The organism is Aliirhizobium smilacinae, from assembly GCF_006335145.1.
Taxonomy (GTDB): domain Bacteria; phylum Pseudomonadota; class Alphaproteobacteria; order Rhizobiales; family Rhizobiaceae; genus Neorhizobium; species Neorhizobium smilacinae.
Genome location: NZ_VDMN01000001.1, coordinates 832,288 through 856,961 on the forward strand (window position 1 = coordinate 832,288; position 24,674 = coordinate 856,961).

Genomic DNA, 24,674 nt, shown 5'->3' on the forward strand with positions numbered 1-24,674 from the left:
CGCTCATACATGATATCATATCACCTCCATCGACGGAGGGCGATGATGGGCGAGACAGTGATCATTCAGCGCATTGGGGAACGGTGCGGCATCATGCTGCCGCAGGAACATCTCGACAGGCTTGGCTGGAAAGAAGGCGACCACGTCGAAATACATTCGGACACGGGCCATATCGAATTCGTGGCGACCAGATCCAGCGAGGCCGAGGCACCGGGGAACCGGGAACTCATCGCCAGTGCGGCGATGAGAAATTACTATGCGGCGCTCAAAGAGCTCGCAAGGAACTGATCAGCCGGCGAACTTGCCGCTGCGCGGGAACCCCTTCGGAACGGTGCGGCCAGCCGAGGCACGGTCGCCCATCCATTCCAGAAGTTCTTCCTTCGACCGGTTGAAGGCGCGGCCGGCGCTGTCTTCCCACGAGAGACCTGCATCCATCGCAAAGCACTTGATGTCGGAAATGCCGCCATCCTTGTAACGCTGCAGGCGAACGCCCTTGCCGCGTGTCATTTCCGGCAGCTGCTCCAGCGGGAAGACCACCATCTTGCGGTTTTCACCGACAATGGCGACATGATCGCCGGAAACAGGCACGACCAGCTTCGTCTCGTCAGGCATGCCGACATTCATCACCTGCTTGCCCTTTCGCGTATTGGCGACCATCTCGCTCTCGGCGACGATGAAACCGTAACCCGAAGTCGAGGCGATGATCATCTTGCGGCTTGAATCGTGGACGAAGGAAGTCAGGATGTCCTGATCGTTTTCCATGTCGACCATGATACGGATCGGCTCGCCATGGCCACGGCCGCCGGGCAACTTGTCGCCGCCGAGCGTATAGGCCTTGCCGCCGGTGGTGACGAGCAGCAGCTTGTCGGTCGTCTGCGCCGTAAAGGCGATCTTCGGACCATCACCTTCTTTGAAGGTGAGGCTCGACGTATCGGCAACATGGCCCTTCAGCGCGCGGATCCAGCCCTTCTGCGAAATGATGACGGTGATCGGTTCTTTCTCGATCATCGCCTGCTGGATGGCTTCGAGGTCTGCCTCTGGCGCATCGGCGAACTGGGTGCGGCGGCGGCCGAGTTCGGTCGCCTTGGCATATTTCTTCTTGACGTCCTGGATCTCGACTTCGATCATCCGCCACTGCTTGTCGTCGGACGCGAGCAGTGCCTCGATCTCGGCCTTTTCCTTGGTCAGGTTATCATGCTCGGTGCGGATCTCGAATTCTTCGAGCTTGCGCAGGGCGCGCAGCCGCATGTTGAGGATGGCTTCGACCTGAATATCGGTGAGCGACCAGCGCTCCATCATCACCGGCTTCGGCTCATCCTCTTCGCGGATGATGCGGATCACTTCGTCGATGTTGAGATAGGCGACGAGCAGGCCGCCCAGGATCTCAAGGCGCCGATCGATCGCAGCCAGACGATGGTTCGAACGGCGGACGAGGACATCCTTGCGATGCGCCAGCCATTCGATCAGCACCTCGTTCAGCGCCATCACCTTGGGCACGCGGCCCATCGACAGCACGTTCATATTGAGCGGAATGCGGTTTTCAAGCTCGGTCAGCTTGAACATCGATTCCATCAAGAGCGTCGCATCGACGGTACGGCTCTTCGGTACGATGACGACACGCACGTCTTCGGCCGACTCGTCGCGGATATCGTCCAGCAGCGGCAGCTTGCGGGCGATCAGCAGCTCGGCGATCTTTTCGATCAGACGCGACTTCTGCACCTGATAGGGAATTTCGGTGACGACGATCTGGTAACCGCCGCGACCGAGATCCTCGATCTCCCACTTGGCGCGAACGCGAAAACCACCACGGCCGGTCTTGTAGCTCTCGATGATCGATTCACGACTGTCGATGATGATACCGCCGGTCGGAAGGTCCGGACCGGGCACGAAGTCGACCAGTTTCTCGACCGTTGCATCCGGATGCCTGATCAGATGCAGCGCCGCATCGCAAAGCTCATGGGCGTTGTGAGGCGGGATCGACGTCGCCATGCCGACAGCGATGCCCGTCGAACCATTGGCAAGCAGGTTCGGGAAGGCGCCCGGCAATACGGTCGGCTCGGAATTGCTCTCGTCATAGGTCTCGCGGAAATCGACGGCATCCTCGCCGATACCCTCGAGCAGAAGTTCGGCCACCGCCGTCATCTTGCTTTCGGTGTAACGCATGGCGGCGGGGCTATCGCCGTCGATATTGCCGAAATTGCCCTGGCCGTTGACCAACGGGTAACGCTGCGAGAAATCCTGGGCCAGACGCGCCAGCGCATCGTAGATCGACTGGTCGCCATGCGGGTGATAGTTACCCATCACTTCGCCGACGATCTTGGCACATTTGCGGAAGGCGGCGTTCGGGCGAAGACCCATCTCGCTCATCGCATAGACGATACGGCGGTGGACCGGCTTCAAGCCGTCACGAACATCCGGAAGGGCGCGGTGCATGATGGTGGACAGCGCATAGGCGAGATAGCGCTCTTCGAGCGCTGCCTTGAGGTCCACCGGTAAAATATTGTCGCCGCCGTCGCCGCCGGGCGGATTCACGATCTGTCCCATGGACCCTGACTAGCTGAAAGCCCGGTTTTCAGCAACAAAGCGGGGATATCAGCCTGTGGAGAAACTAACCCTTTGATAAGGGCGTCACAAAAATGGCTCAGACCCCGGCTCTTAAAGCCATGGACCTTTCAGTCGCCAGACCTATAAATGCCATTGATTTCACAGGCAGGCCCCTGCCCTCAGGAGGATATTCATGCGTTACGTTCCCTCGGCCAGGCTGCTTGCGGCCGGAACCGCCATTTTCGCGCTCTCGACGCCAGCCTTCGCGCTCGATGGGAACGATCTCGTCAGGAAGATCAACGGTGCGCTCTACATGCAGCAGGGCCAAGGCCTCGTGCCCGGCTCGGTCGAGGTGAATGGCTCTGATGTCACGCTGAGAAACAGCCGTTTCGACGCCGGAAACGGCCAAGGCAGCCTGCCGCTCGGAACGATCGAGCTGGAAGGCATCGAAGAAGATGCCGGCGGCTATACGATCGACAGCGTGACTTTCGAGAATATCCGGATGCATCAGGAAAAGACGGAGGTGAATGCCTCCGACATTTCAATCAGCGGCGTTACCGTTCCGGCCAGCACCAATGGCAACACGCTTGATTCCGTCATGCTTTACGATGAAGCAAACGTCGGGCCGATCGAGGTCAAAGTCGATGGCAAGAGTGTCGCATCGATCGGATCGACAAAGCTGACGACAGACGTTTCCGATGACGAAAAGAAAGTCGGCTTCGACCTGCAGGTCTCCGACGTGAAGGCCGACCTCAGCACAATCGACGATCCGAACACCAAGCAGACAATTTCGGATCTCGGCATCAACTCACTCGACGGCAAGATCAGCATGGTCGGCAGTTGGGACCTTGCACCCGGCACACTGGCAATCGAGGAATATGCCTTCGATTTCGCCAATATCGGCAAACTCGACATGGCGATCAGCCTGTCCGGTTATACGCTCGACTTCGTCCGCTCCGCCAATGAGACGGCGCGCGCCATGGAAGCCAATCCTAACAAGGAAGAGGCCCAACAGGCCGCCAATCTCGCCATGCTCGGCCTGATGCAGCGGCTGACCTTCAACAGCGCCATGGTCCGCTTCGACGATGCCGGCATTACCGCAAAGGGGCTGGACGTCGTCGGCAAGCAGCAGGGCACGACTGGTGACCAGATCGCACAGATGGTCAAGGCGATGACGCCGATGGTGCTTGCCCAGTACAACATCCCGGAACTGCAGAATGCCTTGAGCGAAGCCGTCAACACCTATCTCGACAAGCCGGGCAACCTGACGATCACCGCGCAGCCGCAGAACCCGGTCCCGTTCCCGATGATCCTCGGTGCGGGTATGGGCGCTCCGAATACTCTGCCCAAGGTTCTCGGCGTGACGGTCAAGGCGAACGACTGATATCGTCGCTGAAATTTGAAACGCCCGGCAGATAATTCTGCCGGGCGTTTTTCATGTCAGTGAGTCGGAGTTGCTGCGAGAGAGGCATGGTCCTTGTCGTGCAAAGCGAAGCGATCGATCATGCTGGCACTGGCCTCATTGGCGCCCTTCACGTCGACGTCTGCGCCGCGGCGGCGGAATTTCAGGACGATCTGATCCAGCGCGTCGACGGCGGATATGTCCCAAAGATGCGCGCGGCTGACGTCGATCGTCACACGTTCAAGCCTCTCCTCGAAATCGAAGGCCTGAAGCAGGGAGTGGGTCGAGGCAAAGAAGACCTGGCCTTCGATCTCATAGGTTCGCGACGCGCCATCGGACGCCGTTCGAGAAACTACCTTGAACATGCGTGCCACCTTGCCGGCAAAAAAGACACCCGACAGAAGCACGCCGACGATGACGCCCTTCGACAGATCATGGGTGACGAGCACAACGGCAACAGTCGCCAGCATGACGATGGACGACGTACCGGGATGGCGCTTCAGATCGACGATCGACTTCCATGAGAAGGTGCCGATCGAGACCATGATCATGATCGCTACCAGGGCTGCAACGGGCACGATGCGAAGCACATCGTCGAGAACGAGAAGCAGGACCAGCAGAAACGCGCCAGCGACGAAGGTGGAAAGACGTCCGCGACCACCTGAAGAGACGTTGATCACCGACTGGCCGATCATCGCACAGCCGCCCATGCCGCCGAACAGGCCGGAAACAATATTGCCCGTCCCTTGCCCGACGCATTCGCGGGTCTTGCTGCTGACCGTATCCGTCATGTCATCGACGATCTGGGCGGTGAGTAGGGATTCCAGCAGTCCGACCGCGGCCAGCGCCAGCGAATAGGGGAAGATGATCTGCAATGTCTCGAATGTCAGCGGCACCATGGGAAGCGCAAAGACCGGCAGGGCTGTCGGCATTTCGCCGAGATCGGCAACTGTCGGCACATGGATGCCGAAGGTCAGGGTTACCGCCGTGACCACGATGATGGCCACCAGCGGCGACGGCACCGCCTTGCTGATGCGCGGAAAAAGATAAATCACCGCGAGCGCCAGGGCGATCAGGGGATAGGTGATATTGGGCACGCCGATCAGCTGCGGCAGCTGGGCCATGAAGATCAGGACCGCTAGCGAATTGACAAAGCCGGTCATCACCGATTTCGAGACGAAGCGCATCAAACGGCCGAGCTTCAGCATGCCGGCAATGATCTGCAGCACACCCATCAGAAGCGTTGCAGCAAAGAGATATTCGATGCCGTGCTCCTTTACCAGCGGCCCCATCAGGACGGCCGTGGCTGCCGTTGCCGCCGAGATCATTGCCGGACGACCGCCGGTAATGGCCGTGGTGCAGGCGATCGCAACGGAAGCGAACAGCCCTACCTTGGGATCAACACCGGCGATGAGCGAAAAGCCCACGGCCTCGGGGATAAGCGCCAGGGCAACGACAATGCCGGAAAGCACATCGCCGCGGATATTGGAGAACCACTCGCGGCGGTAATTTGCAAAACTGATCATGGAAAATTGCACACATTCGCGCATCGCCGCAGGAAAGATCCGGGGTGTGAAAAACGGCTGATGCTTTGCGTTGTCCGGCGGATCGGCGGCCGGAAGAGCCACCCGGGAGTTTCACCCGAGTCCTTGTGGTGCGTGCTATTTAGACGCCGCGACGAGAGGCGGCAACATAAAACGACAAAACCCGGAAGGCCGCAACCTTCCGGGTTCCAGGTTCCGGGTTACCGGAAATGATGCGATCGGTATTATTCCAGAACTTGGATAACCGTATGCGTCTGCGGATCGACGATTACGCGACGCTCATTGACGATCGTGTAGCCGTAATTGTCATATCCCTGCACCGGGCGCACCTCGACTGTATCTGGCAGCACGCGCCCGACAAGGACGTCACCTTCGTAAGGGATGGAATCGACCGGCTCCTGCTCCATCACGTAGGTGCGAACTTCGCCTGGAAGCGGACCTGCCGAATGGGTGACGACCGGGTCGGTCGGTGCCTGCTGAATGATGACGGTGCTCTGCGCATAGGCCGAAGCCGACAGAGCGAAAAATGCCGCGGTGGCGGCCATCGTGAACTTGCGCATATTGCTTCTCCCTGAGCTTATTGCTGGCAGTAACAACCCGGCTTGGCCAAGATGGTTCCGTCTTTTTACCCGCCTTAATTGTGGCGGAAACTGTGGCAAAATCGGAGCAGCACTTAAGCACCTGCCCGGAATACAATCCTGGACAAGCACCGGCCAGAACCTCCACGCGATCAGGCGGCGCGGCTATCGAGCCGTCGCTCCTCCTCTTGCCCATGGGCAAGCCGGAACATGCCAACGAGTTCGCGCAGTCTCTGAGCTTCCGTCATCAGAAGTGCACTGGCGGCATTGTTTTCCTCGACCATCGCCGCGTTCTGCTGAGTACCCTGGTCGAGCAGGTTGACGGCGCTGTTGATCTCGCCGAGCCCTACCGACTGCTCGCGGGCGGACACCGCTATCGCTTCCACCTGAACGTTGATTGCCTCGATGCGGGCGCTGATCCCGGTCAGGGCTTCACCGGTGTCTCGTACTGAGCGCACTCCGTCCTTGACCTCGTCAGCAGAGACCCGAATGAGTTTCTTGATCTCGCGTGCGGCATCGGCCGAGCGGCTTGCAAGTCCGCGCACTTCCTGTGCGACGACCGCGAAGCCGCGACCTGCATCCCCTGCCCTTGCCGCCTCGACACCGGCATTCAGCGCCAAGAGGTTCGTCTGGAAAGCGATCTCGTCGATCACGCCGATAATGCCTGAAATCCTTGCGGACGAGCCTTCGATACGGTGCATGGCATCCAGCGCTTTCGCGACAAGGTCGCTTGTCTGTTCTGCCGCCTTGTTCGCGTCGCTCGCAAGGCTATGGGCTTCCTGCGACCGGCGCGAGGAATTGCCGACATTGGCGGTGATCTCGTCGAGAGCCGCTGCGGTTTCTTCCAGTGAAGCCGCCTGCTGTTCGGTGCGTCGGGACAGATCGTCGGCGCTGCCAGCGATCTCGCGACTTCCACCTTCGATCGAACCGCTGGCATGTGCAATTTCCGACATCACATCGGCAAGTCGCGCTACCGTCTGGTTGAGATCGCTTCGCAATGTTTCGAAATCGGGCGCAAAGGGTTCGGACAGCGTGAAGGACAGATCGCCTGCGGCAAGACGATGCAATCCGGCTGCCAGCCCCTTCGTCGCCTGCTGCAACAGGCTGCGGGCATCGGCTTCCGCCTGTGCGCGCAAGCGCTCGCGTTCGACCTCGGCATTGGCGCGTGTCTGTGCGGCCTCCTCCTCGAGACGGTGATTGGCAATCGCCGCCTGGCGAAAGGTTTCGAGCGCATCCGCCATGGCACCGAATTCGTTGCGCGCGTTCAGCGAGGGAATGGTGATATCCGTCTCGCCGCCGGCCAGCTTGCGCATCGCATAGGTCATGGCGGCAACGGGCTGCGTGATCGAGCGTCCTACCAGCCAGACACCGGCAGCCAGTGTCGCAATCGCGCTCAACAGAAGGGTTGCGACAATCATCAGATTACGCTCGGCAACCTTGCTGTTTTCCGCCAGCGCCGTATTTCGCTGCGCTTCATAAGCGGCACGCACCGCCTCCACCTGAGGCTCCAATGCCCGGTAGATCGTCGATACGTTCTCCGCGGAGGCGATCTGCTTGAGACTGCCTTCGGCATAAAGCCTGAAGGCCGTGCGATAGACTTCAAGCGCGTCCAAAACGCGGCTACGCTGCGCACCGGGGCGGAAGGCCTGCTTGACCAGAGCGGTAAAAGTCTCGGCCTCGGCGGCATGTTTATCGAGGTAGGACGAATTACCGCGAAGGATGAAATCCTTCTCGTGGCGTCGCATCATCAACATGCTGGCGCGAATGGCTATGTCCTCGACCGAATCCAGCCGCTGCTCGATCGAGTGAACTGCCGAACGCATCGCGCCTTCAAGCCCGCTATCCTGGTCGAGGCCGAGATTCTGATTGTCCGCGACCAGTGCGGCAAAAGCGCTTTCATAAACATTCAAGCCATTGCCCAACTCGTTTATCTGGCCGCTCAAATCGCCGGTTGCCGAGACCTTCAACCCCTCCAGCCCGAAGCGGACTTCGCCGATCGCCTTCTGAAACCTCTCGACTGCGGCCATATCCTTGTGCAGCAGAAACGACTGCTCCCATAAAAGACTGTCGCGGACGCTCGCCGACATGCCCGCAACTTGAGCCTGTTTTTCCGTCAACATATCCGTGGTCGCTCGATACCCCGCCTCTACCTGCCGCTGGCCCATGAATATCGCGGAGATTGCGATGATCCCGACCAGAGCCAGAACGGCGAGCAAAAGCACACGGTGAGAAATGCGAAGGTTCGAAAAGAAGGCCAAGTCTGAAATCCCGAGATGAGAATCTATTTTTCGGGATAACTGCCTGCCGGACCTTAAATAAACATCAATCCGAAGGCGAAATTTCAATGACAGTTTTGCAACGCAGGAATGCATTCATGTGTTGCGTGCCAACGCAAAACGGCGACCCAAAGGGCCGCCGTCGCAATCACTTGACGATGTGCAAGTCTAAGATCGAAATCAGTCTTTCTTGACTGGCGGGATCGGGCGGATCGCCAGCTCGCGCAGCTGCGTCGGGCTGGCTTCCGACGGTGCGCCCATCAGAAGATCCTGCGCCTGCTGGTTCATCGGGAACAGCGTGATTTCGCGCAGGTTCTTTGCACCGGTCAGCAGCATGACGACGCGATCGACGCCGGCTGCCATACCGCCGTGCGGAGGAGCACCGTACTGGAAGGCGCGGTAGAGGCCGCCGAAGCGGTCTTCCACGTCCTGCTGGGACAGGCCGACCATTTCAAACGCCTTGACCATAACTTCCGGCAGCTGGTTACGGATCGAGCCCGAAGCAATTTCGAAACCGTTGCAGACCATGTCGTACTGGTAGGCCTTGATCGTCAGCGGATCCTGATTTTCCAGTGCGTCGAGACCACCCTGCGGCATCGAGAACGGGTTGTGGGCGAAATCGATCTTCTTTTCGTCTTCGTTGTATTCGAAGAACGGGAAGTCGACGATCCAGCAGAGAGCAAACTGGTCCTTGTTGGACAGACCCAGTTCGTCGGCGGCGCGGTTGCGGGCTTCGCCTGCAAACTTGTAGAACTTTTCCGGTTCGCCGGCGACGAAGAAGCAGGCATCGCCCGCCTCGAGGCCAAGCTGGGTGCGGACGGCTTCGGTGCGCTCTTCGCCGATATTCTTGGCGAGCGGGCCGGAACCGGCGACCTTGCCGTCCTCTTCCTTCCAGAAGATGTAACCGAGGCCGGGCTGGCCCTGGCTCTGCGCCCAGGCGTTCATGCGGTCGCAGAATGCACGGCTACCGCCGGTCTTGGCCGGGATCGCCCAGATCTCGACCTTCGGGTTCGAGGCGATCATGCCGGCGAACACCTTGAAACCGGAACCGGCGAAATGTTCGGTGACGGCTTCCATTTCGATCGGGTTACGCAGGTCCGGCTTGTCGGAACCATATTTGCGCAGTGCCACGTCATAAGGGATGCGCGGGAATTCCTGGGTGACCGGCTTGCCGTCTGCAAATTCTTCGAAGATGCCGCGCATGACCGGCTCCATCGTTTCCCAGACTTCTTCCTGGGTAACGAAGCTCATTTCGAGGTCGAGCTGGTAGAATTCGCCCGGCAGGCGATCGGCGCGCGGGTCTTCGTCGCGGAAGCAGGGCGCGATCTGGAAGTAGCGGTCGAAACCGGCCACCATCATCAGCTGCTTGTACTGCTGCGGTGCCTGTGGCAGGGCAAAAAACTTGCCGGGGTGAATACGCGACGGGACGAGGAAGTCGCGTGCGCCTTCCGGCGAAGAAGCAGTCAGGATCGGTGTCGAATATTCGGTGAAGCCGCCGATCGTCATTTCGCGGCGCATGGCGGCGATGATCTGGGTGCGCTTGACGATGTTCTTGTGCAGCGTTTCGCGGCGCAGGTCGAGGAAGCGATACTTCAGGCGCACGTCTTCCGGATATTCCGGCTCGCCGAACACCGGCAGCGGCAGTTCCTTGGCAGCCGACAGAACCTCGATTTCGCGCGCGTAAAGCTCGATCTCGCCGGTCGCCATGTTCTTGTTGACGGTGTCTTCCGAGCGCGCCTTGACGGTGCCGTCAATGCGGATGACCCATTCGCCGCGGACGATTTCGGCCGACTTGAAGGCCGGGCTATCCGGATCGCAGACGACCTGGGTCATGCCGTAATGGTCGCGAAGATCGACGAACAGGACGCCGCCATGATCTCGTACGCGGTGGACCCAGCCGGAGATGCGGACATTGGAGCCGACATCCGACTTGCGGAGGGCTGCACAGGTGTGGCTGCGGTAACGATGCATGACTTCAATCCTGGACTGATGCTTTGGAACGGCTTTTATGGCGTGCGATGCACGGCCGCCGATCACATGGAAAATCGGCGCGAAAAGCGCATGTGTGCTCCGATTTGTCAAGGTTGCAATGCTTTGGCAAGGCCGCTTGGCACATGATAGTCGGCATCAGCCTGTATCTTCTCGACCATCGGCCTGCGTGCTTATGTCCGTCGAGGGCATCTTCATTGTTCAGGCCAGCGGTGCGACTATAGCTGTATGGTCAAGTTCATCCAGGTCACGCTGTTGCTTCTGGCCGCGCTGTTCCTGTCGCGCGGACCCGCCGCCTATGGCCCGCAACCGGCACCGGTTCACATCTATGTCAGCCATGCCGAACTGGTCCTGCATCCCGGGCATGCACCGATGGATGGCCATCTGGTCGAGAAACAGTGTTCCAAGGCAGGCTGTGCGATAGCGTCTTGCCAGTTGCAATCAGCGGCGGCGGCAATCCTGCCGGATTGCCCTATCGCGATGCAGTTCCCGTATTCATCGGCCTGGACCTTTTCAGACGACGCGTCCTTTTCCTCCCTGCGCAACGGACCGCCCTCACCTCCTCCGAAATCTCCGATCGGCTATCGACAGGCGGCTTGACCGCCCGAACAGAAACATCCGTTCGCCGATCCAAGGAGATTATCGTGAACAGAAACACATTTGCGGCGAGATCGCTCGCCTTCGCATTGCTGAGCGCAGCATCTGTTATTGCCACCAATGCCACTGCCGCAGAAATGGTGGTTTACAAAAGCCCCTATTGCGGCTGCTGTGAAGCATGGGCCGAGGCGTTGACGGCATCCGACACTGCGCTTCGCATGGAAAATGTAGAGGACATGGACGCATTGAAGACCGGTCACAACGTACCGGACGATGCCTGGAGTTGCCATACTGCCGTGGCGGACGGCTATGTGTTCGAAGGCCATGTGCCGCTCGAAGCCGTCAAGCGCGTGCTGGAGGAACGCCCCGAGATCATCGGCGTTGCCGTCCCCGGCATGCCGAGTGGCTCTCTGGGAATGGGCGAGGATCCATCGGCATCCTATGATGTCGTTGGCCTCAACAGAGACGGCAGCCAGTCGGTCTATATGGAGATCAGACCGTAACAGCGGCACGTCTCCCCATCCCCACCAGCACGCATCCACCCACCCTTGGTCACACAACGCAGGCCAGGAGTGGAGAACGTCTCGGTGACTGCATCGCGCTTATCCGCAAGTTCGTAATATTCGTATACGCAAGGATGCCTTGTGTGGTTTCCGCCCTGTCGTTTCCATGCGCATCAGGCTAGAGCTTTGCCAACACCCCCACGCAAAGATTCCCGATGTCCCATATCCGCCCTCTCGTGCCCCTTCTCGTTACCGCAGGAATCCTCATCGGCGGGAACGGGCTTCAGGGGACCTATATTGCGCTGCGCGGCACGGCGGAGGGCTTTTCACCGACGGTGATCGGCATGATTGGCGCCGGATACAGCGTCGGCTTCGCCGTCGGCTGCATCTACGTGACGCGACTGCTGCGATCGATTGGGCATATCCGCACCTTTGCTGCGATGGCCGCCATCGGAGCCTCCTGCTCCATCGTGATGGCGCAGGTGATCGACCCTGTCGCCTGGGCATTCCTGCGCTTTCTCATCGGCATTGCGGTCGCCAGCCTGTTTGCCACCGTCGAGAGCTGGATCAACGCCAAGGTCACCAATGAAAACAGGGCGCGAACGCTGTCGATCTACCGTTTCGTCGATTTAGGCTCCGTCACCTTCGCGCAATATCTCATCCCGACGATCGGCATCGAAGGACAGGCGATCTTCGCCATCATCTCGATTGCCATGACGCTGTCGCTGGTGCCGATTTCGGTTGCCGACAAATCCAGCCCCGCCCCGCCGGATGCCGTGGCATTCGACCTCAAGGCCGTCTGGCAGATCTCACCGCTTGCCGTTGTCGGTGTCGTCGCCGTGGGACTTTCCATGGCAGCCTTCCGCAATATCGGGCCGGTCTATGCGCATGAAATCGGCATGGACATCACCTCGATCGCCACCTTCATGAGCGCCGGCATTATTGGTGGCGTGGTGCTGCAATATCCGCTCGGGGTTTATTCCGACAAGCTGGACAGGCGGCGTGTCATCGTCTGGGCGACGATCGGATCGATCCTGACCGGGGGGTATCTGTCGTTCGGCGCCGGATCCAGCGAGACGGCCAATATCATTGCGGTCTTCCTGTTCGGCGCGTTTTCAATGCCGCTCTATTCGCTGTGTTCGGCGCATGGAAACGACCACGCCCAACCCGGACAATATGCGCTTGTCGCGGCAGGCCTGCTTTTCTTCTGGTCGGTTGGCGCGATCGTCGGACCGCTGCTCGCCGCCACCCTTCTCCAGTATTACGGACCACGCGCCTTCTTCGCCTACACGTCCTTCATCTTTGTCGGTTTCCTGATCTTCACCCTCATGCGCATGGGCGTAAGGCCGCCGGTTCCGCCATCAGAACGACGCTCCCGTTTCCGCGCCCTGTTGCGCACATCCGCCTATTTCAACCGGCTTGCGGCGCCGCCCGAAAAAGATCGCAGGGACTAAACCCGTACGAAGCGCCAGCCGGTATTGACATGCGTGGCCTAACGCGAAAGGAAGGTTGATCACCGCTTGTGAACGGACCAATGATCGAAACAACCGCAGCTCTCCAAGAAGCCTGCGCCCAGCTGGCGCAGTCGGAATTCATCACAATCGACACGGAGTTTCTCCGAGAAACGACGTTCTGGCCGGAACTCTGCCTGATCCAGATGGCTAGCCCGGATGTGGAAGTTCTCGTCGATCCGCTGGCAAAAGGGCTTGATCTCGCGCCCTTCTTCGAGCTGATGGCGAACCCCGCAGTGGTGAAGGTTTTCCATGCCGCGCGGCAGGATATCGAAATCGTCCATCACCTCGGCGGACTGGTGCCGCATCCGATCTTCGATACGCAGGTCGCTGCCATGGTCTGCGGTTTCGGAGACAGCGTTTCCTATGACCAGCTCGTCAGCCGCATCAAGAATATCCATATCGACAAGTCGTCGCGCTTCACCGACTGGAGCCGCCGGCCGCTTTCGGAAAAGCAGCTCGACTATGCGCTGGCCGACGTCACCCATCTTCGCGATGTCTATCTGTCGCTGAAGGAACAGCTGGAGCGCGAAGGCCGCGCCCTGTGGCTGACCGAGGAAATGGCGATCCTCGAGAACCCGTCTACCTACGATCTTCATCCCGACGACGCCTGGCAGCGGCTGAAGGCACGGCTGCGCAAGCCGAGCGAACTCGCCATCCTGAAATTCGTCGCCGCGTGGCGCGAGCGGGAAGCGCGCAGCCGCAACGTGCCGCGTTCACGCGTGCTGAAAGACGATGCGATCTACGAAATCGCCCAGCAGCAGCCGAAAGAGACCGAGGCACTCGGCCGTCTGCGCACCATTCCCAAGGGCTGGGAACGTTCCGCCTCCGGCACCGCGATCATCGAAGCCGTCAATACCGCTCTTGCCTTGCCGAAATCCGACATGCCACACCCGCCGAAACAAAGCCATGTGCCGGAAGGCGCTGCGGCTGCCGTCGAACTCCTGAAAGTGCTGCTCAAGCTCGTCTCGGACAAGCAGGGCGTCGCGGCCAAGGTGATTGCCAATACGGACGATCTGGAAAAGATCGCGTCGGACGGCGAAGATGCGCAAGTGGCTGCTCTATCCGGCTGGCGCAAAGAGCTTTTCGGCGACACGGCGCTGAAACTGATCGAAGGCGGCGTTGCACTGCGCTTCGTCAACAAGAAGGTCGAGGCGGTCGAGCTTTAAGCACCCGAACGCGATCAGGGGTGCATTTTTGCGCCCTTGGTGATTTTGTCGACCAGTTTTCTTTCCGCCCGCAGCGCGATGCCGACCAGTTTGGCATCGTCGGGGCCGAACCGAGCAAACACCTCCCGATTGGCGACGTCGTGACCGGTCGCGAACATCTCTTCGATATAGGCGGAGGTCGTCACCTTACGATCCAGAGCGCGCTTGTGGATCGCCCGCAACGTCTCCTGATCGGCGGCAAGCACCACAAGCGGCTGGATGGAGAGCGGATTATAGACATTCTCCATGGCATCCCGGTATGGTTCCCCGATGATCGCCGGCGACTGGGCGATAATACCGCTCGTCAGAAAGGCGGTGACGTTAAGCTTCTGCCAGGTGGCGAGGTCGTCGCGAACAACAATCGCGATCTTGGTGTCGAACATGCGGGAAAACTCCGTTCGGGGTATCGAAAGAGCCGAACACTTAGCGGCCGGCAATGCGGACGGTCTTGAACGTTCGTGCAATGGGCAGTTCCGCGACGGCATGCGCATCGCGATGCCGAGCCGTGGCGTCGAGCGGATCGAGGCGCGGTTCCACGGCAACGGCTTTTCACCGCACCGCCACGATACCTATGCGCTGGGTCTGACATTGCACGGTGTGCAGACGTTTCGGTATCGCGGCTCCGAACGATTCAGCAATCCCGGCAATGTCATTGTACTGCATCCCGACGAAGTGCATGACGGCGCGGCCGGCACCGACGATGGGCTGATCTACCGGATGATCTATCTGCCGCCAGAACTGATCGGTGCCATCGATGGTCATCGCAGGACGCTGCCTTTCGTCGGAAATCCGGTCGTTGCAGATGCCGGCCTGTGGCGGGCGCTTGCCGACATCCTTGACGATCTGGATCACGAACCGGATGAACTGGTGCTGGACGACGCGATGATGCGGATCGCCGCCGGTCTTTCGCGACAGGCCGGCATGCCCCGCAAGGCCATTTCTGCGGCAGCACGGACCGCGGTTCTTTGCGCCCGCAATTTCCTTGAAGAGCACAACGCCCGGATGATTCGTTCGGAAGATCTGGAGGCCATTACCGGTCTCGATCGTTATGAACTGGCGCGACAGTTCCGCCGGCTGCTCGGAACCAGCCCGCATCGTTATCTCGTCATGCGCCGGCTGGAACGCGCCAAAAGGCTGCTATCGACCGGTTGCGGACTTGCCGATGTCGCCGCCGATGCGGGGTTTGCCGACCAGGCGCATTTCACCCGACATTTCCGCAAGGCCTTCGGCATGACGCCGGGTCGTTGGAATGTTCTGCGGAATGGCGCGCTATAATCGCGGTCAAATCCAGGTAGGCCGGCACTGTAAAATTCCGGTCATCAAAACTTCATCCGGCCGTCAATTTATCATCACCTGCCCGTCATGCGAGCAACCTATCGAGGCTGCATGTTCAATGCGAAACGATCAGGTGTTTCATGACCAAAACCTTTATCACTTCTGTTGCAGTAGCGGCCCTCCTCGCCGGTTCCGCCTTTGCGGATGACAAGGAGTTTCCGGCCAAGCTCGCCGGCCAGGCAATCCTGCCGGCCAACACGATGACGGCAGCGCCGGCCGATGCGCCTGAATTCCTGAAAACCTCCGGCAAGTTCACAACGCCGGGCAAGCGCGTCGAGAATCTCGGCACGGTCGACGGCAAGGATGGCGCCCGCGTAACCGACGTGAAGCTGCCGCTCGACGGTCAGCCAATCCAGGGCTTCTCCGGCATCAAGGCAATGGCTGACGGCACATTCTGGACGTTGTCCGACAACGGTTTCGGCTCCAAAGCCAACTCGTCCGACGCCATGCTCTTCCTGCATCAGGTCAAGTTCGACTGGGCAACCAACAAGGTGGACGTGGTCAAGAACATCTTCCTTTCCGACCCGAACAAGATCGCTCCCTTCCCCATCGTCATGGAAGGCTCGGAGAAGCGCTACCTGACGGGCGCCGATTTCGACATCGAGTCGATCCAGCCGGTTGCTGACGGCTTCTGGCTCGGCGAGGAATTCGGTCCCTATCTGATCAAAGTCGATGCTCTCGGCCAGTTGACGGACGTCGTTGCCACCGTGGTGGACGGCAAGCCGGTCAAGTCTCCCGACAATCCGACACTCTCCATGCCAGCCAACCCGACTGCCAAACTGCCGGTCTTCAACCTGAAGCGTTCCGGCGGTTACGAAGGCATGGCGATGTCGAAGGACGGCTCCAAGCTCTACGGCCTGCTGGAAGGCCCGCTCTTCCTCGAAGACGGCAAGGTCGAACAGGCCGATGGCCGCACCGCACTACGCGTCATCGAATTCGATATCGCCTCGAAGAACTCGACCGGCCGTTCCTGGCTCTATCCGCTGGCTGAAAAAGGCGTCGCGATCGGCGATTTCAACATGCTCGACGCAACGACCGCCCTCGTCATCGAGCGCGACAATGGCGCCGGCTCCAAGGACAAGACCTGCGCCGATCCGAAGCAGCCGAAGCCGGATTGCTTCGATGCACCGGCCGAACTGAAGCGCGTCTACAAGATCGAGTTCAACGACGCCAATGTCGGCAAGGCTGTCCGCAAGATCGGCTATATCGACCTGTTGAACATCCAGGATCCAGACAACAAGAAGAAGGTCGCGGGCGGCAAGCCCGGCATCTACGACATGCCGTTCGTCACGATCGAAAACGTCGATCAGGTCGATGCCACCCATATCGTCATCGGCAATGACAACAACCTGCCCTTCTCCGCCGGCCGTGCCGTCGACAAGGCAGACGACAATGAATTCAGCCTGCTGGAAGTCGGCGAGTTCCTGTCTGCGAAGTAACAATATTCGACACGATGATGCAGAGGCGTCCGGTAGAGACCGGGCGCCTTTCGCAGTTTCATGTATCGCGCAATCCAGAGCGCGCATTCAGCACCCGGCTTTTAAGGCGGCACTACGGCGTCACCTTTTGCTTTTTGAGGCCAGCCCAGCTCAGGGCGTAAACACAGATCACCACGACGACAAATGCCCCGATTTGATAGGCTTCGATCCGGTCGCCTAGAACCGCGGCGGCGACGATCATCGTCAGGGCAGGCCACGGCGTGGTGATCGAGCTTGCCAGCGATACATCGATATGACGCACGGCATAGAACCAGATCATCAGTTCCAGATAGTAGACGAGACCCATCAGGATCGAGATCGGCTGGAGCAGCGCAGTGGTCACATCCTCCAAACCATATGTCGTCGTTGCGGGAACGAGAATCATCGCAAGAAAAATGGTTGATATGAGAACCCGGAAAAAGGTTACCTGGGCTGGCGTTATGGGCGTCCGCGCCAACTCCTCCTTGATCAAAACATGAGCGATGCTCCACAGGAACGGTACGCCTAGCGACAGCAGGAACCAGACGGATATTCCCGCCATCCGGAAGGTTCCGCCGGTACCGATATAATAGAGGGCGATGCACAGACCCAGCGTCAGACCCAGTTCAAGCACGTTCTTGCGGCGGCCAAGGAAGACCGTCTCCAGAAGGATGGCGAAAAGCGGATAGGCCTGCAGCGCTATAGCAGCATTGGCGGCACCTGCCATTTCGGTGCCAAGAACGTAAAGATAGGTCGAGAGACCGAACATCATGCCTGTGAGCAGGCCGATGATGACAACGCGCCTGCCCTCACGTGGCGACATGATTGCACCGAAGATACCCTTTTGCCCTCTCCTCGTCTCAAGTGCGACGACAGGAGCGGCGAAGACCGTTTGCCAGACCGACAGGGCGAATGCGAAGGTCAGCGCATCTATTTCAGCAGGGCGGCTGTTCGAAATGACAGGCATGACGCCCAGAAGAGCCAGACTGCCGAATGATAGAATTACCCCTTTGGCGGCAGACCGCTGGAACATCGCCTCAACCTTTGAAATAGTGCGCTTACAGCGAAAAATGCACTCTTTGGTTGATTCCGGGCAACGAAATATCTGGCCTACGCCAATTTGTCGCTGTAAACCGCGCCGCCCTTATTGGAGCGAGAACCTATCCTCATCAAGTCTGCCAACATGGCCTTCTAACCACCGGTCGATTATCCTCTCAGACAGCTCGATACGGATTTATTTTGCTGCCGGGCAAATTGACTTGTCGGAATGCCCGGCTCCCATTCGTCCTTCGAGCATGGAAATCGACAGCAGAGGAGGAAACGAACATGCCGAGCACGATCAAGCTGCACCGGGTTCTGGCGACCAGCCCGGAAAAAGTCTATCGCGCCTTCATCGAGGCCGACGCGTTGACCAAATGGTTTCCGCCGAACGGTTTTACCTGCACCGTCCATCATCTCGATGCGAAAGTCGGCGGCACTTTCCGCATGTCGTTCCGCAATTTCACGACGAGCGAAAGTCACGCCTTTGGCGGTGAATTCAGCGAACTCGTTCCCGGCGAACACATCCGCTACACGGACAGGTTCGACGACCCGAACCTTCCGGGTGAGATGGAGGTGACCATCATTCTGACGAAAGTCTCGGTCGGAACAGATCTCAGCATCACCCAGGCGGGCGTGCCCGATGTGATCCCGGCCGAGGCCTGTTATCTCGGCTGGCAGGAATGCTTGCGCAATCTGGCGCGGCTCGTGGAGCCGAATATCGAAGAGTAGCACGGGTCCGTCAAAACCATGGCCGGCGAAGAGGCCCTCGCCGGCCATGTTTGGAACTATTCGAACTTGAAGGCCAACCGCTTACCGGTCAGCTTCGCCAGCTGTTGAAGCCGGCCGTCCAGCCGCTCACCGGCAAAATTGGCGTAAGCGTGCGGCACGACGAATTCGAGATCCAGATCCGGCGACATCGCTTCCCGGAAGGTCAGGTGATGCACCAGACCGGGCATGGAAGCCGAGAACAGATAAACGACCCGCAGCAGCCCACCCAATAGCTTGGCGAGCTCCAGAAGACGCGGCGTCGCGATGGTTGCCAGTGGACCGGTATCGCCATTGTCGGCGACGCCTTCGAAACGGTAGTAGTTGGCGAGCGCCAGATAGGCGCGGCCCGGATGGCTGATTCCGACGAAGGATGAATGGGCGATCACGTTCATCGCCTGCGCGCCGCGGTAGTCCGGATGAGCGCGCCAGCTGATATCGGCGACGAGACAGGCTGCCCGCCGATACCGGCTCTCTTCCTCTGTCTCCGTTATGCCGAAAAACGGCATCATGCGGCCGGTCCAGTCGGCAAGCTCGCGCGCATGCTCGGGCGAACGGGCGCGCAATATCGCGAGTTGATCGGCTGCGACCAGCAAGGGATCCGCATCGCGTTCGCTGTCCGGCAGGCGGGAATAGAGATAGCCTTCGCGCACGCCCTGCGCCGAAAAGGCGATCCTGGCCGGCTTCATGACGCTCAGCACTTCCTGCATGGCGATCGCACCATAGGGGAGAAGCGAGCGGCGGTTCTTCGAGACCGCCTGCCAGGCGCCGTCCTTGCTGTCCTTGGCGGCGATGACCTCTTCAAGGAACTTCTGCATGTCGTCGAGCGAAAGCTCATAGCCCTGCATCATGTGCAGCGGATAATTGCTGATCTCCATATGCAGCTTGGCGATGTTACGCCATGTGCCGCCGACCGCATAAAAGGTCCGCCCCTCGCCTTTTTCCAGAAAACGGGCGGTATTGACCTGTTTGCGCGCGAAAGCCCGGGCCTTGGTGAGCGAGTTTCCGGAGGATTCCGAAAGCCTCAAGCCTCCAAGCGGAAGGGTGATGCCGCGCCCGAATTCATGTCCCTTGATGTCGATCAGTTCCAGCGATCCGCCGCCGAGATCACCGGCAATGCCATCGACCTCATGGAAGCCGCTGATGACACCGAGTGCCGAATATTTGGCCTCTTCCTCACCGGAGAGAACCTGGATTTCCTGACCCAGGATCTGCTCGGCATTGCGGATGAAATCCGGGCCATTGCTCGCCTCTCGGGCTGCAGCCGTGGCCAGGACATAAATATCCGTCGCCTTGGCCTGGTCGGACAGCGCCTTGAAGCGTCTCAACGCGACAAGCGCGCGTGCCACACCTTCATCGTCCATCCGGCCATTGGCGCCGAGGCCCTTGCCAAGACCACACAACACCTTCTCGTTGAAAAGTACCGTCGGGGCCCGAGTCAATCCCTCGTAGATCACCACGCGGACGGAGTTCGACCCGATATCGATAACGGAAACAGGGGCGATGCCCGGGAGCCGCCCCTGAGCTTCAGAACTTACCATACTGCCTATTTCTTACGGCCGGACAGAACTCCGGCGATCAGTTTCGGTGCACTCGACTTCAAGGCTTCGCCTCGGCCGGAAAGGCTGGGGTTGGTCATGAAGTAGTGCTGGGCATTGAAAGGTTCCTCACCCTGCCGCACCTCCATGCGCCTTGACGTCCCGTCGGGCAGTATCTCGTAGCTCTGCTGGTTGTCAATCAGATTGCCCAGCATAATCTGTGATAGAACCTGCTCGTGCACCGTTGGGTTGAGCAGCGGGACCAACGTCTCGACGCGGCGGTCGAGATTGCGCGGCATCATGTCGGCCGAGCCGATATAGACGAGCGCCTTGTCGGACGGCAGACCCTGACCGTTGCCGAAGCAGAAGATACGGCTGTGCTCGAGGAAACGGCCGACGATCGACTTGACGCGGATATTGTCGGACAGGCCCTTGATCTGCGGACGCAGGCAGCAAATGCCGCGGATGACCAGTTCGACATCGACACCTGCATGGCTGGCGCGATAGAGCGCATCGATGATCTCGGGATCGACCAGCGAGTTCATCTTCATCCAGATCGCGGCCGGACGACCGGCCTTGGCGTGGGCGATCTCTTCCTCGATATGGCGAAGAATACGCGGACGCAGCGTGTAGGGCGAGACGGCCAGCTTCATGCTTTCCTTAGGCTCGCCGTAACCCGTGATGAAGTTGAAGATATTCGCCATGTCATGGGCGATCTTCGGGTTACAGGTGAAGAACGAAAGGTCGGTGTAGATCTTCGCCGTGATCGGGTGATAGTTGCCGGTGCCGAGGTGGCAATAGGTGCGAAGCTTGCCGTCTTCGCGGCGCACCACCATCGACATCTTGGCGTGGGTCTTCAATTCGATAAAGCCGAACACGACCTGTACGCCAGCGCGCTCAAGGTCGCGTGCCCAACGGATGTTTGCTTCTTCATCGAAGCGCGCCTTCAGCTCGACGAGAGCCGTGACCGATTTGCCGGCTTCGGCAGCATCAATCAGCGCCCGGACGATCGGGCTGTCATTGGAGGTTCTGTAGAGGGTCTGCTTGATGGCTAGGACGTCGGGGTCCCGGGCGGCCTGCAGAAGGAACTGCACAACCACGTCGAAGCTCTCGTAAGGATGGTGGACCACCATGTCCTTTTCGCGGATGGCCGCAAGGCAATCGCCAGCATGTTCGCGAACCCGCTCCGGAAATCGGGCGTTATAGCTGTCGAATCGCAGATCCTCGCGCGGTGCCTTGGTGATTTCCGACATGGTATTGAGGGCGAGAAGCCCTGGAAGAACCGCGACACGATTGTCCGGCACACCGAGTTCCTGCACGACGAACTGGCGCAGCGAGGCTGGCATTTCCGAATCCGTCTCGATGCGGATGACCTTGCCGCGACGGCGACGTTTCAACGCCGTCTCGAAGAAACGCACCAGGTCTTCGGCTTCTTCTTCCACTTCAAGATCGCTGTCGCGGATGATGCGGAAGGTGCCGGCACCCTTCACTTCGTAACCGGGGAAAAGCCGGTCGGTGAACATGCCGACAACGTCTTCGAGCGTGATGTAGCGGATCGTCGTGCCATCGTCCGGAAGGCGAACGAAGCGGTCAAGGGTCGTCGGAAGGCGAAGCAGACCCGTCATCGGCTCCTTGCCGAGCAGGCTGTGAAGCTGCAGGCCCATGGTGAAGCCGAGGTTCGGAATGAATGGGAACGGATGTGCCGGATCGATCGCCAGCGGCGTCAGTACGGGGAAAAGGTCTTCCTCGAAATCAGTGGCAAGCCAGGAACGGTCCTCGGCGGACAGCGCGTTGGGGCGCACGATCAGGATGTCTTCCTGCGCCAGATATTGCTGCAGCACGGCGAGCGATGCCTGCTGTTCCATTTGCAGATTGTCGATTTCCTGCAGGATGGCGTCGAGCTGTTCCGCAGGGGTTTTACCGTCGGGGCTGCGCACCACGATGTTCTGGCGCACCTGGCCTTCGAGACCGGCAACGCGGACCATGAAGAATTCATCGAGGTTGGCGGCAGAAATCGACAGGAAGCGCACGCGTTCCAGAAGCGGATGAGCGGTATTCAGCGTCTCTTCGAGAACGCGACGATTGAACTGCAGCCAAGAAAATTCGCGATTGATGAAGCGCTCGGGGCTGGACAGCTGCTCCTCGAAGCTGCGGGTCGCCTCGACTTCCTTGATTTCCTGCGTTTCGGCGATCTGATCCATGGCTCCGTCCCTCATCTGATTTGCCTTGCGGCCGTATAATGTTTTGACGACGGAACTGTGACAGTCAATCGTCGTCAACGTCTCGCTCGCCATCGCCGGCGGCCCGACCGAAGCGCTCCAGCACCTCGGCCGCGAGATTGCGGTTGATCCGGGTACCGCGGGCAAGCGCCAGCTTGTCGAGCTGATCGACGATGCGCTGCGCCGCGTCCAGCGAGCGTTCCATCCGAGTGACGATGTAGCCTACGAGTTTGTCATCAATATTAAGCTGCCGGTCCGAAAACAGCTTGATGATCACCTGAGCCAATAATTCTTCGTCCGGTTCGCCGATTTCCACCACGGTCGCCGCCTTCAGGCGGGACTTCAGATCGGGCAGTTCGACCGGCCAGGAGATCGGCCAAAGCCGCGACGTCATCAGCAGCGTATGGCCATGCTGGCGCACGGCGTTGATGACGTGAAAAAGCTCGGTGTCGTCAAAACCCCGGCGATCGGCATCCTCGAACAGGACCGGACCGGCAGCTGCAATCTGCGAGGTGTTGGAGCCCGCCTGCGGGTGGATCTCGACCGCACCGGAATGCTCGCGCCAGATATTGGCGAGATGGGACTTGCCCGATCCCACAGGCCCGGCCAGCACGACCACGGGCGACGGCCAGTGCGGCCATTCGTCAACGAGCGAGACAGCGGCGGCGAGCCGTTCCGAAACGAGCAGGTCTTCACGACCACGCGCGGTATCGTGGGAAAATTGCAGCGGCAATTGTTCGCCTCTGCCTTGCGGGCGGTCTACAGGGTCAGTCATTCTCTATCGTTCTGGGGCAATTTCAGTTGTTCTTGGGAGCTTCGATTTCACGCACACCGCTCTTGTGTTCGACGGCGTGCGGCGCCGATTCTTCCCAGGGAAGATCGGCGGATCGTCCATAGTAGATATCGCTATCAAGATACCGCGAGAGCGCGAAGCGGACAAGCACGCCAACCACCGCAGCCGCCGGAACCGCAATCAGCAGACCGACGAAGCCGAAAAGTGCGCCGAAAGCGAACAGCGCAAACATCAGCCAGACCGGATGCAGGCCGACACTCTGGCCGACCAGTTTCGGCTGCAGGATGTTGCCTTCGAGGAACTGGCCCGAGAAGAACACGGCGGCAACCGCCAGTATCCAGGGATAATCAGGCCAGAACTGCACAAGTGCCACGCCGATCGCCATCACCAGGCCGAGCAGCGAGCCGATATAGGGGATGAACGAGATCATGCCGGCGACAAAACCGATCAGCAGGCCAAAATTCAGCCCGACCAGCGACAGGCCGACCGCATAATAGATGCCGAGGATAAGGCAGAGCGAGCCCTGGCCGCGGATGAAGCCGGCAACGGATTGATCCATGTCTCGGGCGATCTGGCGCACCACCTGAACCTGATCGCGCGGCACCCAGCTATCGACCTTGGAGACCATGCGATCCCAGTCGAGCAGGATATAGAAGGCGACGACCGGGGTGACGATGAGCAGCGACATGACATCGACGATCGCCTTGCCGGAATTCCAGATCTGCGCCAGAAGCGAGCCGACGAAACCGGCCCCCTGGCTCAAAACCTGCGAGAAATTGTCCTTCACCGTTTCGATCTGGCTCGATATCCAGGGCGGCAAGAAAGAGGTCTGCGGGCTCGAAATAATCGTCTGCAATTCGGATATGTATTGCGGCATCGCAGCCGCGAACTGGGTGAACTGGCTGAGGATGATCGGAATGACCAGCATCAGCGCCAGCGCGAAGATGGTGACGAAGCAGACGAGGATAACCACCGTTGCCATGGTGCGGCTCAAGCCCCGGCGCTCCAGCCAGTCGGCGACCGGATCAAGGAAATAGGCGAGCGCCATGCCTGCCACGAAGGGCAGGAGAATGGAGGAGAAGAACCACAGGAACACGATAAAGCCGAGCAGAACCGCGATCCAGAACAGGATGTAACGCTTCAGGCTTGCGCCACTGACGTGGTATGGCATGTCTGCTCCTTGAGGTTCCCGGCAAGCTCAAGCCTGCGGTGCATGAGGCATATGAGGGGCTTACGGGAAGAGGTCAAGTTCACATCCCGGTTAAGGACCATGCCTGTGAAATGCCTTTAAAACATGGCCGTAACGCTTGCATATCCGGGCGTGCCGTGCAATTGGCGGCAGCTTATAGTTCCCTTTGGGTCCGGACTGGAGAT

20 protein-coding genes and 1 other annotated feature are annotated in these 24,674 nt (G+C 59.5%); of the genes, 9 read left to right on the forward strand and 11 right to left on the reverse strand.

The features are described from left to right. Nucleotides 1–45 precede the first annotated feature (45 nt). Nucleotides 46–288, forward strand: coding sequence for a hypothetical protein (locus tag FHP24_RS04040; protein WP_180355883.1), 243 nt, complete (start codon nucleotides 46–48; stop codon nucleotides 286–288). Here the strand turns inward: FHP24_RS04040 and parC are convergent, their stop codons facing one another. Further along, the gene (gene parC / locus FHP24_RS04045) at nucleotides 289–2,544 is read right to left on the reverse strand and encodes a DNA topoisomerase IV subunit A (RefSeq protein WP_139673193.1); all 2,256 of its coding nucleotides are present in this window, start codon (nucleotides 2,542–2,544) and stop codon (nucleotides 289–291) included. Nucleotides 2,545–2,737: 193 nt separating this feature from the next. On the opposite strand from parC, the gene FHP24_RS04050 reads away from it, so the two are divergent. Further along, complete coding sequence (locus tag FHP24_RS04050; RefSeq protein ID WP_139673196.1) at nucleotides 2,738–3,928, forward strand: DUF945 domain-containing protein; 1,191 nt, start codon at nucleotides 2,738–2,740, stop codon at nucleotides 3,926–3,928. Nucleotides 3,929–3,984: 56 nt separating this feature from the next. Here FHP24_RS04050 and FHP24_RS04055 read toward each other — a convergent pair whose 3' ends face one another. The 4 genes from FHP24_RS04055 to aspS all read right to left on the reverse strand — a co-directional run bounded on the left by FHP24_RS04055 (nucleotide 3,985) and on the right by aspS (nucleotide 10,315). Further along, nucleotides 3,985–5,472 (reverse strand): SulP family inorganic anion transporter, encoded by a 1,488-nt coding sequence (locus FHP24_RS04055; RefSeq protein WP_210237806.1) that lies wholly within the window; start codon nucleotides 5,470–5,472, stop codon nucleotides 3,985–3,987. Nucleotides 5,473–5,540: 68 nt separating this feature from the next. Next, nucleotides 5,541–5,598: a sequence feature (sul1 is cis-regulatory element that is thought to sense ions involved in sulfur or methionine metabolism; They are found in Alphaproteobacteria), on the reverse strand. 116 nt (nucleotides 5,599–5,714) lie between these two features. After that, nucleotides 5,715–6,050, reverse strand: a complete 336-nt coding sequence (locus tag FHP24_RS04060; RefSeq protein ID WP_139673199.1) for a DUF1236 domain-containing protein — start codon at nucleotides 6,048–6,050, stop codon at nucleotides 5,715–5,717. Between the two features lie 170 nt (nucleotides 6,051–6,220). Next, the gene (locus FHP24_RS04065) at nucleotides 6,221–8,326 is read right to left on the reverse strand and encodes a methyl-accepting chemotaxis protein (protein ID WP_246091595.1); all 2,106 of its coding nucleotides are present in this window, start codon (nucleotides 8,324–8,326) and stop codon (nucleotides 6,221–6,223) included. 198 nt (nucleotides 8,327–8,524) lie between these two features. Continuing rightward, nucleotides 8,525–10,315 (reverse strand): aspartate--tRNA ligase, encoded by a 1,791-nt coding sequence (gene aspS, locus FHP24_RS04070; RefSeq protein WP_139673203.1) that lies wholly within the window; start codon nucleotides 10,313–10,315, stop codon nucleotides 8,525–8,527. A gap of 246 nt (nucleotides 10,316–10,561) precedes the next feature. On the opposite strand from aspS, the gene FHP24_RS04075 reads away from it, so the two are divergent. From FHP24_RS04075 to rnd, 4 genes are all read left to right on the forward strand, one after another. Continuing rightward, nucleotides 10,562–10,933, forward strand: coding sequence for a hypothetical protein (locus FHP24_RS04075; protein ID WP_139673206.1), 372 nt, complete (start codon nucleotides 10,562–10,564; stop codon nucleotides 10,931–10,933). A 44-nt stretch (nucleotides 10,934–10,977) separates the two neighbouring features. Further along, nucleotides 10,978–11,433 carry a DUF411 domain-containing protein gene (locus FHP24_RS04080; RefSeq protein WP_246091596.1) on the forward strand — a complete coding sequence of 152 codons (456 nt, stop codon included), beginning with the start codon at nucleotides 10,978–10,980 and terminating at the stop codon, nucleotides 11,431–11,433. A 215-nt stretch (nucleotides 11,434–11,648) separates the two neighbouring features. Further along, entirely contained in the window at nucleotides 11,649–12,887 is a 1,239-nt protein-coding gene (locus tag FHP24_RS04085) for an MFS transporter (RefSeq protein WP_139673209.1), read from the forward strand. Between the two features lie 80 nt (nucleotides 12,888–12,967). Then, on the forward strand, nucleotides 12,968–14,113 hold the full coding sequence (gene rnd / locus FHP24_RS04090) for a ribonuclease D (protein WP_139673212.1): 1,146 nt from the start codon (nucleotides 12,968–12,970) through the stop codon (nucleotides 14,111–14,113). 14 nt (nucleotides 14,114–14,127) lie between these two features. On the opposite strand, the gene FHP24_RS04095 is transcribed toward rnd, so the two are convergent. Beyond that, nucleotides 14,128–14,535: a DUF2000 family protein gene (locus FHP24_RS04095; protein ID WP_139673214.1), complete on the reverse strand. Its 408-nt coding sequence runs from the start codon at nucleotides 14,533–14,535 to the stop codon at nucleotides 14,128–14,130. Between FHP24_RS04095 and FHP24_RS04100 the strand changes: the two genes are divergently transcribed. Continuing rightward, nucleotides 14,534–15,427 (forward strand): AraC family transcriptional regulator, encoded by an 894-nt coding sequence (locus FHP24_RS04100; RefSeq protein WP_139673217.1) that lies wholly within the window; start codon nucleotides 14,534–14,536, stop codon nucleotides 15,425–15,427. The genes FHP24_RS04095 and FHP24_RS04100 overlap by 2 nt on opposite strands. 140 nt (nucleotides 15,428–15,567) lie before the next feature. Beyond that, nucleotides 15,568–16,926 carry an esterase-like activity of phytase family protein gene (locus tag FHP24_RS04105; RefSeq protein WP_139673220.1) on the forward strand — a complete coding sequence of 453 codons (1,359 nt, stop codon included), beginning with the start codon at nucleotides 15,568–15,570 and terminating at the stop codon, nucleotides 16,924–16,926. 112 nt (nucleotides 16,927–17,038) lie between these two features. Here FHP24_RS04105 and FHP24_RS04110 read toward each other — a convergent pair whose 3' ends face one another. Beyond that, a complete protein-coding gene (locus tag FHP24_RS04110) occupies nucleotides 17,039–17,977 on the reverse strand; it encodes a DMT family transporter (RefSeq protein ID WP_139673223.1) in 939 nt (312 codons plus the stop codon). A gap of 293 nt (nucleotides 17,978–18,270) precedes the next feature. Between FHP24_RS04110 and FHP24_RS04115 the strand changes: the two genes are divergently transcribed. After that, nucleotides 18,271–18,714 (forward strand): SRPBCC family protein, encoded by a 444-nt coding sequence (locus FHP24_RS04115; protein ID WP_139673226.1) that lies wholly within the window; start codon nucleotides 18,271–18,273, stop codon nucleotides 18,712–18,714. 56 nt (nucleotides 18,715–18,770) lie between these two features. Here FHP24_RS04115 and ppx read toward each other — a convergent pair whose 3' ends face one another. The 4 genes from ppx to FHP24_RS04135 all read right to left on the reverse strand — a co-directional run bounded on the left by ppx (nucleotide 18,771) and on the right by FHP24_RS04135 (nucleotide 24,471). Continuing rightward, on the reverse strand, nucleotides 18,771–20,291 hold the full coding sequence (ppx, locus tag FHP24_RS04120; protein WP_139673229.1) for an exopolyphosphatase: 1,521 nt from the start codon (nucleotides 20,289–20,291) through the stop codon (nucleotides 18,771–18,773). Between the two features lie 5 nt (nucleotides 20,292–20,296). Next, nucleotides 20,297–22,489: an RNA degradosome polyphosphate kinase gene (locus FHP24_RS04125; RefSeq protein ID WP_139673231.1), complete on the reverse strand. Its 2,193-nt coding sequence runs from the start codon at nucleotides 22,487–22,489 to the stop codon at nucleotides 20,297–20,299. Nucleotides 22,490–22,553: 64 nt separating this feature from the next. Beyond that, on the reverse strand, nucleotides 22,554–23,282 hold the full coding sequence (gene hdaA, locus FHP24_RS04130; protein ID WP_139673234.1) for a DnaA regulatory inactivator HdaA: 729 nt from the start codon (nucleotides 23,280–23,282) through the stop codon (nucleotides 22,554–22,556). A gap of 22 nt (nucleotides 23,283–23,304) precedes the next feature. Further along, the gene (locus FHP24_RS04135; RefSeq protein WP_139673237.1) at nucleotides 23,305–24,471 is read right to left on the reverse strand and encodes an AI-2E family transporter; all 1,167 of its coding nucleotides are present in this window, start codon (nucleotides 24,469–24,471) and stop codon (nucleotides 23,305–23,307) included. Between the last annotated feature and the right edge of the window lie 203 nt (nucleotides 24,472–24,674).

Excerpts from the sequence above, each read along its gene's own strand:
- FHP24_RS04040 (WP_180355883.1), top strand. The coding sequence starts at position 46 with ATGGGCGAGACAGTGATCATTCAGCGCATTGGGGAACGGTGCGGCATC.
- parC (WP_139673193.1), bottom strand. The coding sequence starts at position 2,544 with ATGGGACAGATCGTGAATCCGCCCGGCGGCGACGGCGGCGACAATATT.
- FHP24_RS04050 (WP_139673196.1), top strand. The coding sequence starts at position 2,738 with ATGCGTTACGTTCCCTCGGCCAGGCTGCTTGCGGCCGGAACCGCCATT.
- FHP24_RS04055 (WP_210237806.1), bottom strand. The coding sequence starts at position 5,472 with ATGATCAGTTTTGCAAATTACCGCCGCGAGTGGTTCTCCAATATCCGC.
- FHP24_RS04060 (WP_139673199.1), bottom strand. The coding sequence starts at position 6,050 with ATGCGCAAGTTCACGATGGCCGCCACCGCGGCATTTTTCGCTCTGTCG.
- aspS (WP_139673203.1), bottom strand. The coding sequence starts at position 10,315 with ATGCATCGTTACCGCAGCCACACCTGTGCAGCCCTCCGCAAGTCGGAT.
- FHP24_RS04075 (WP_139673206.1), top strand. The coding sequence starts at position 10,562 with ATGGTCAAGTTCATCCAGGTCACGCTGTTGCTTCTGGCCGCGCTGTTC.
- FHP24_RS04085 (WP_139673209.1), top strand. The coding sequence starts at position 11,649 with ATGTCCCATATCCGCCCTCTCGTGCCCCTTCTCGTTACCGCAGGAATC.
- rnd (WP_139673212.1), top strand. The coding sequence starts at position 12,968 with ATGATCGAAACAACCGCAGCTCTCCAAGAAGCCTGCGCCCAGCTGGCG.
- FHP24_RS04100 (WP_139673217.1), top strand. The coding sequence starts at position 14,534 with ATGCGGGAAAACTCCGTTCGGGGTATCGAAAGAGCCGAACACTTAGCG.
- FHP24_RS04095 (WP_139673214.1), bottom strand. The coding sequence starts at position 14,535 with ATGTTCGACACCAAGATCGCGATTGTTGTTCGCGACGACCTCGCCACC.
- FHP24_RS04105 (WP_139673220.1), top strand. The coding sequence starts at position 15,568 with ATGACCAAAACCTTTATCACTTCTGTTGCAGTAGCGGCCCTCCTCGCC.
- FHP24_RS04110 (WP_139673223.1), bottom strand. The coding sequence starts at position 17,977 with ATGTTCCAGCGGTCTGCCGCCAAAGGGGTAATTCTATCATTCGGCAGT.
- FHP24_RS04115 (WP_139673226.1), top strand. The coding sequence starts at position 18,271 with ATGCCGAGCACGATCAAGCTGCACCGGGTTCTGGCGACCAGCCCGGAA.
- ppx (WP_139673229.1), bottom strand. The coding sequence starts at position 20,291 with ATGGTAAGTTCTGAAGCTCAGGGGCGGCTCCCGGGCATCGCCCCTGTT.
- FHP24_RS04125 (WP_139673231.1), bottom strand. The coding sequence starts at position 22,489 with ATGGATCAGATCGCCGAAACGCAGGAAATCAAGGAAGTCGAGGCGACC.
- hdaA (WP_139673234.1), bottom strand. The coding sequence starts at position 23,282 with ATGACTGACCCTGTAGACCGCCCGCAAGGCAGAGGCGAACAATTGCCG.
- FHP24_RS04135 (WP_139673237.1), bottom strand. The coding sequence starts at position 24,471 with ATGCCATACCACGTCAGTGGCGCAAGCCTGAAGCGTTACATCCTGTTC.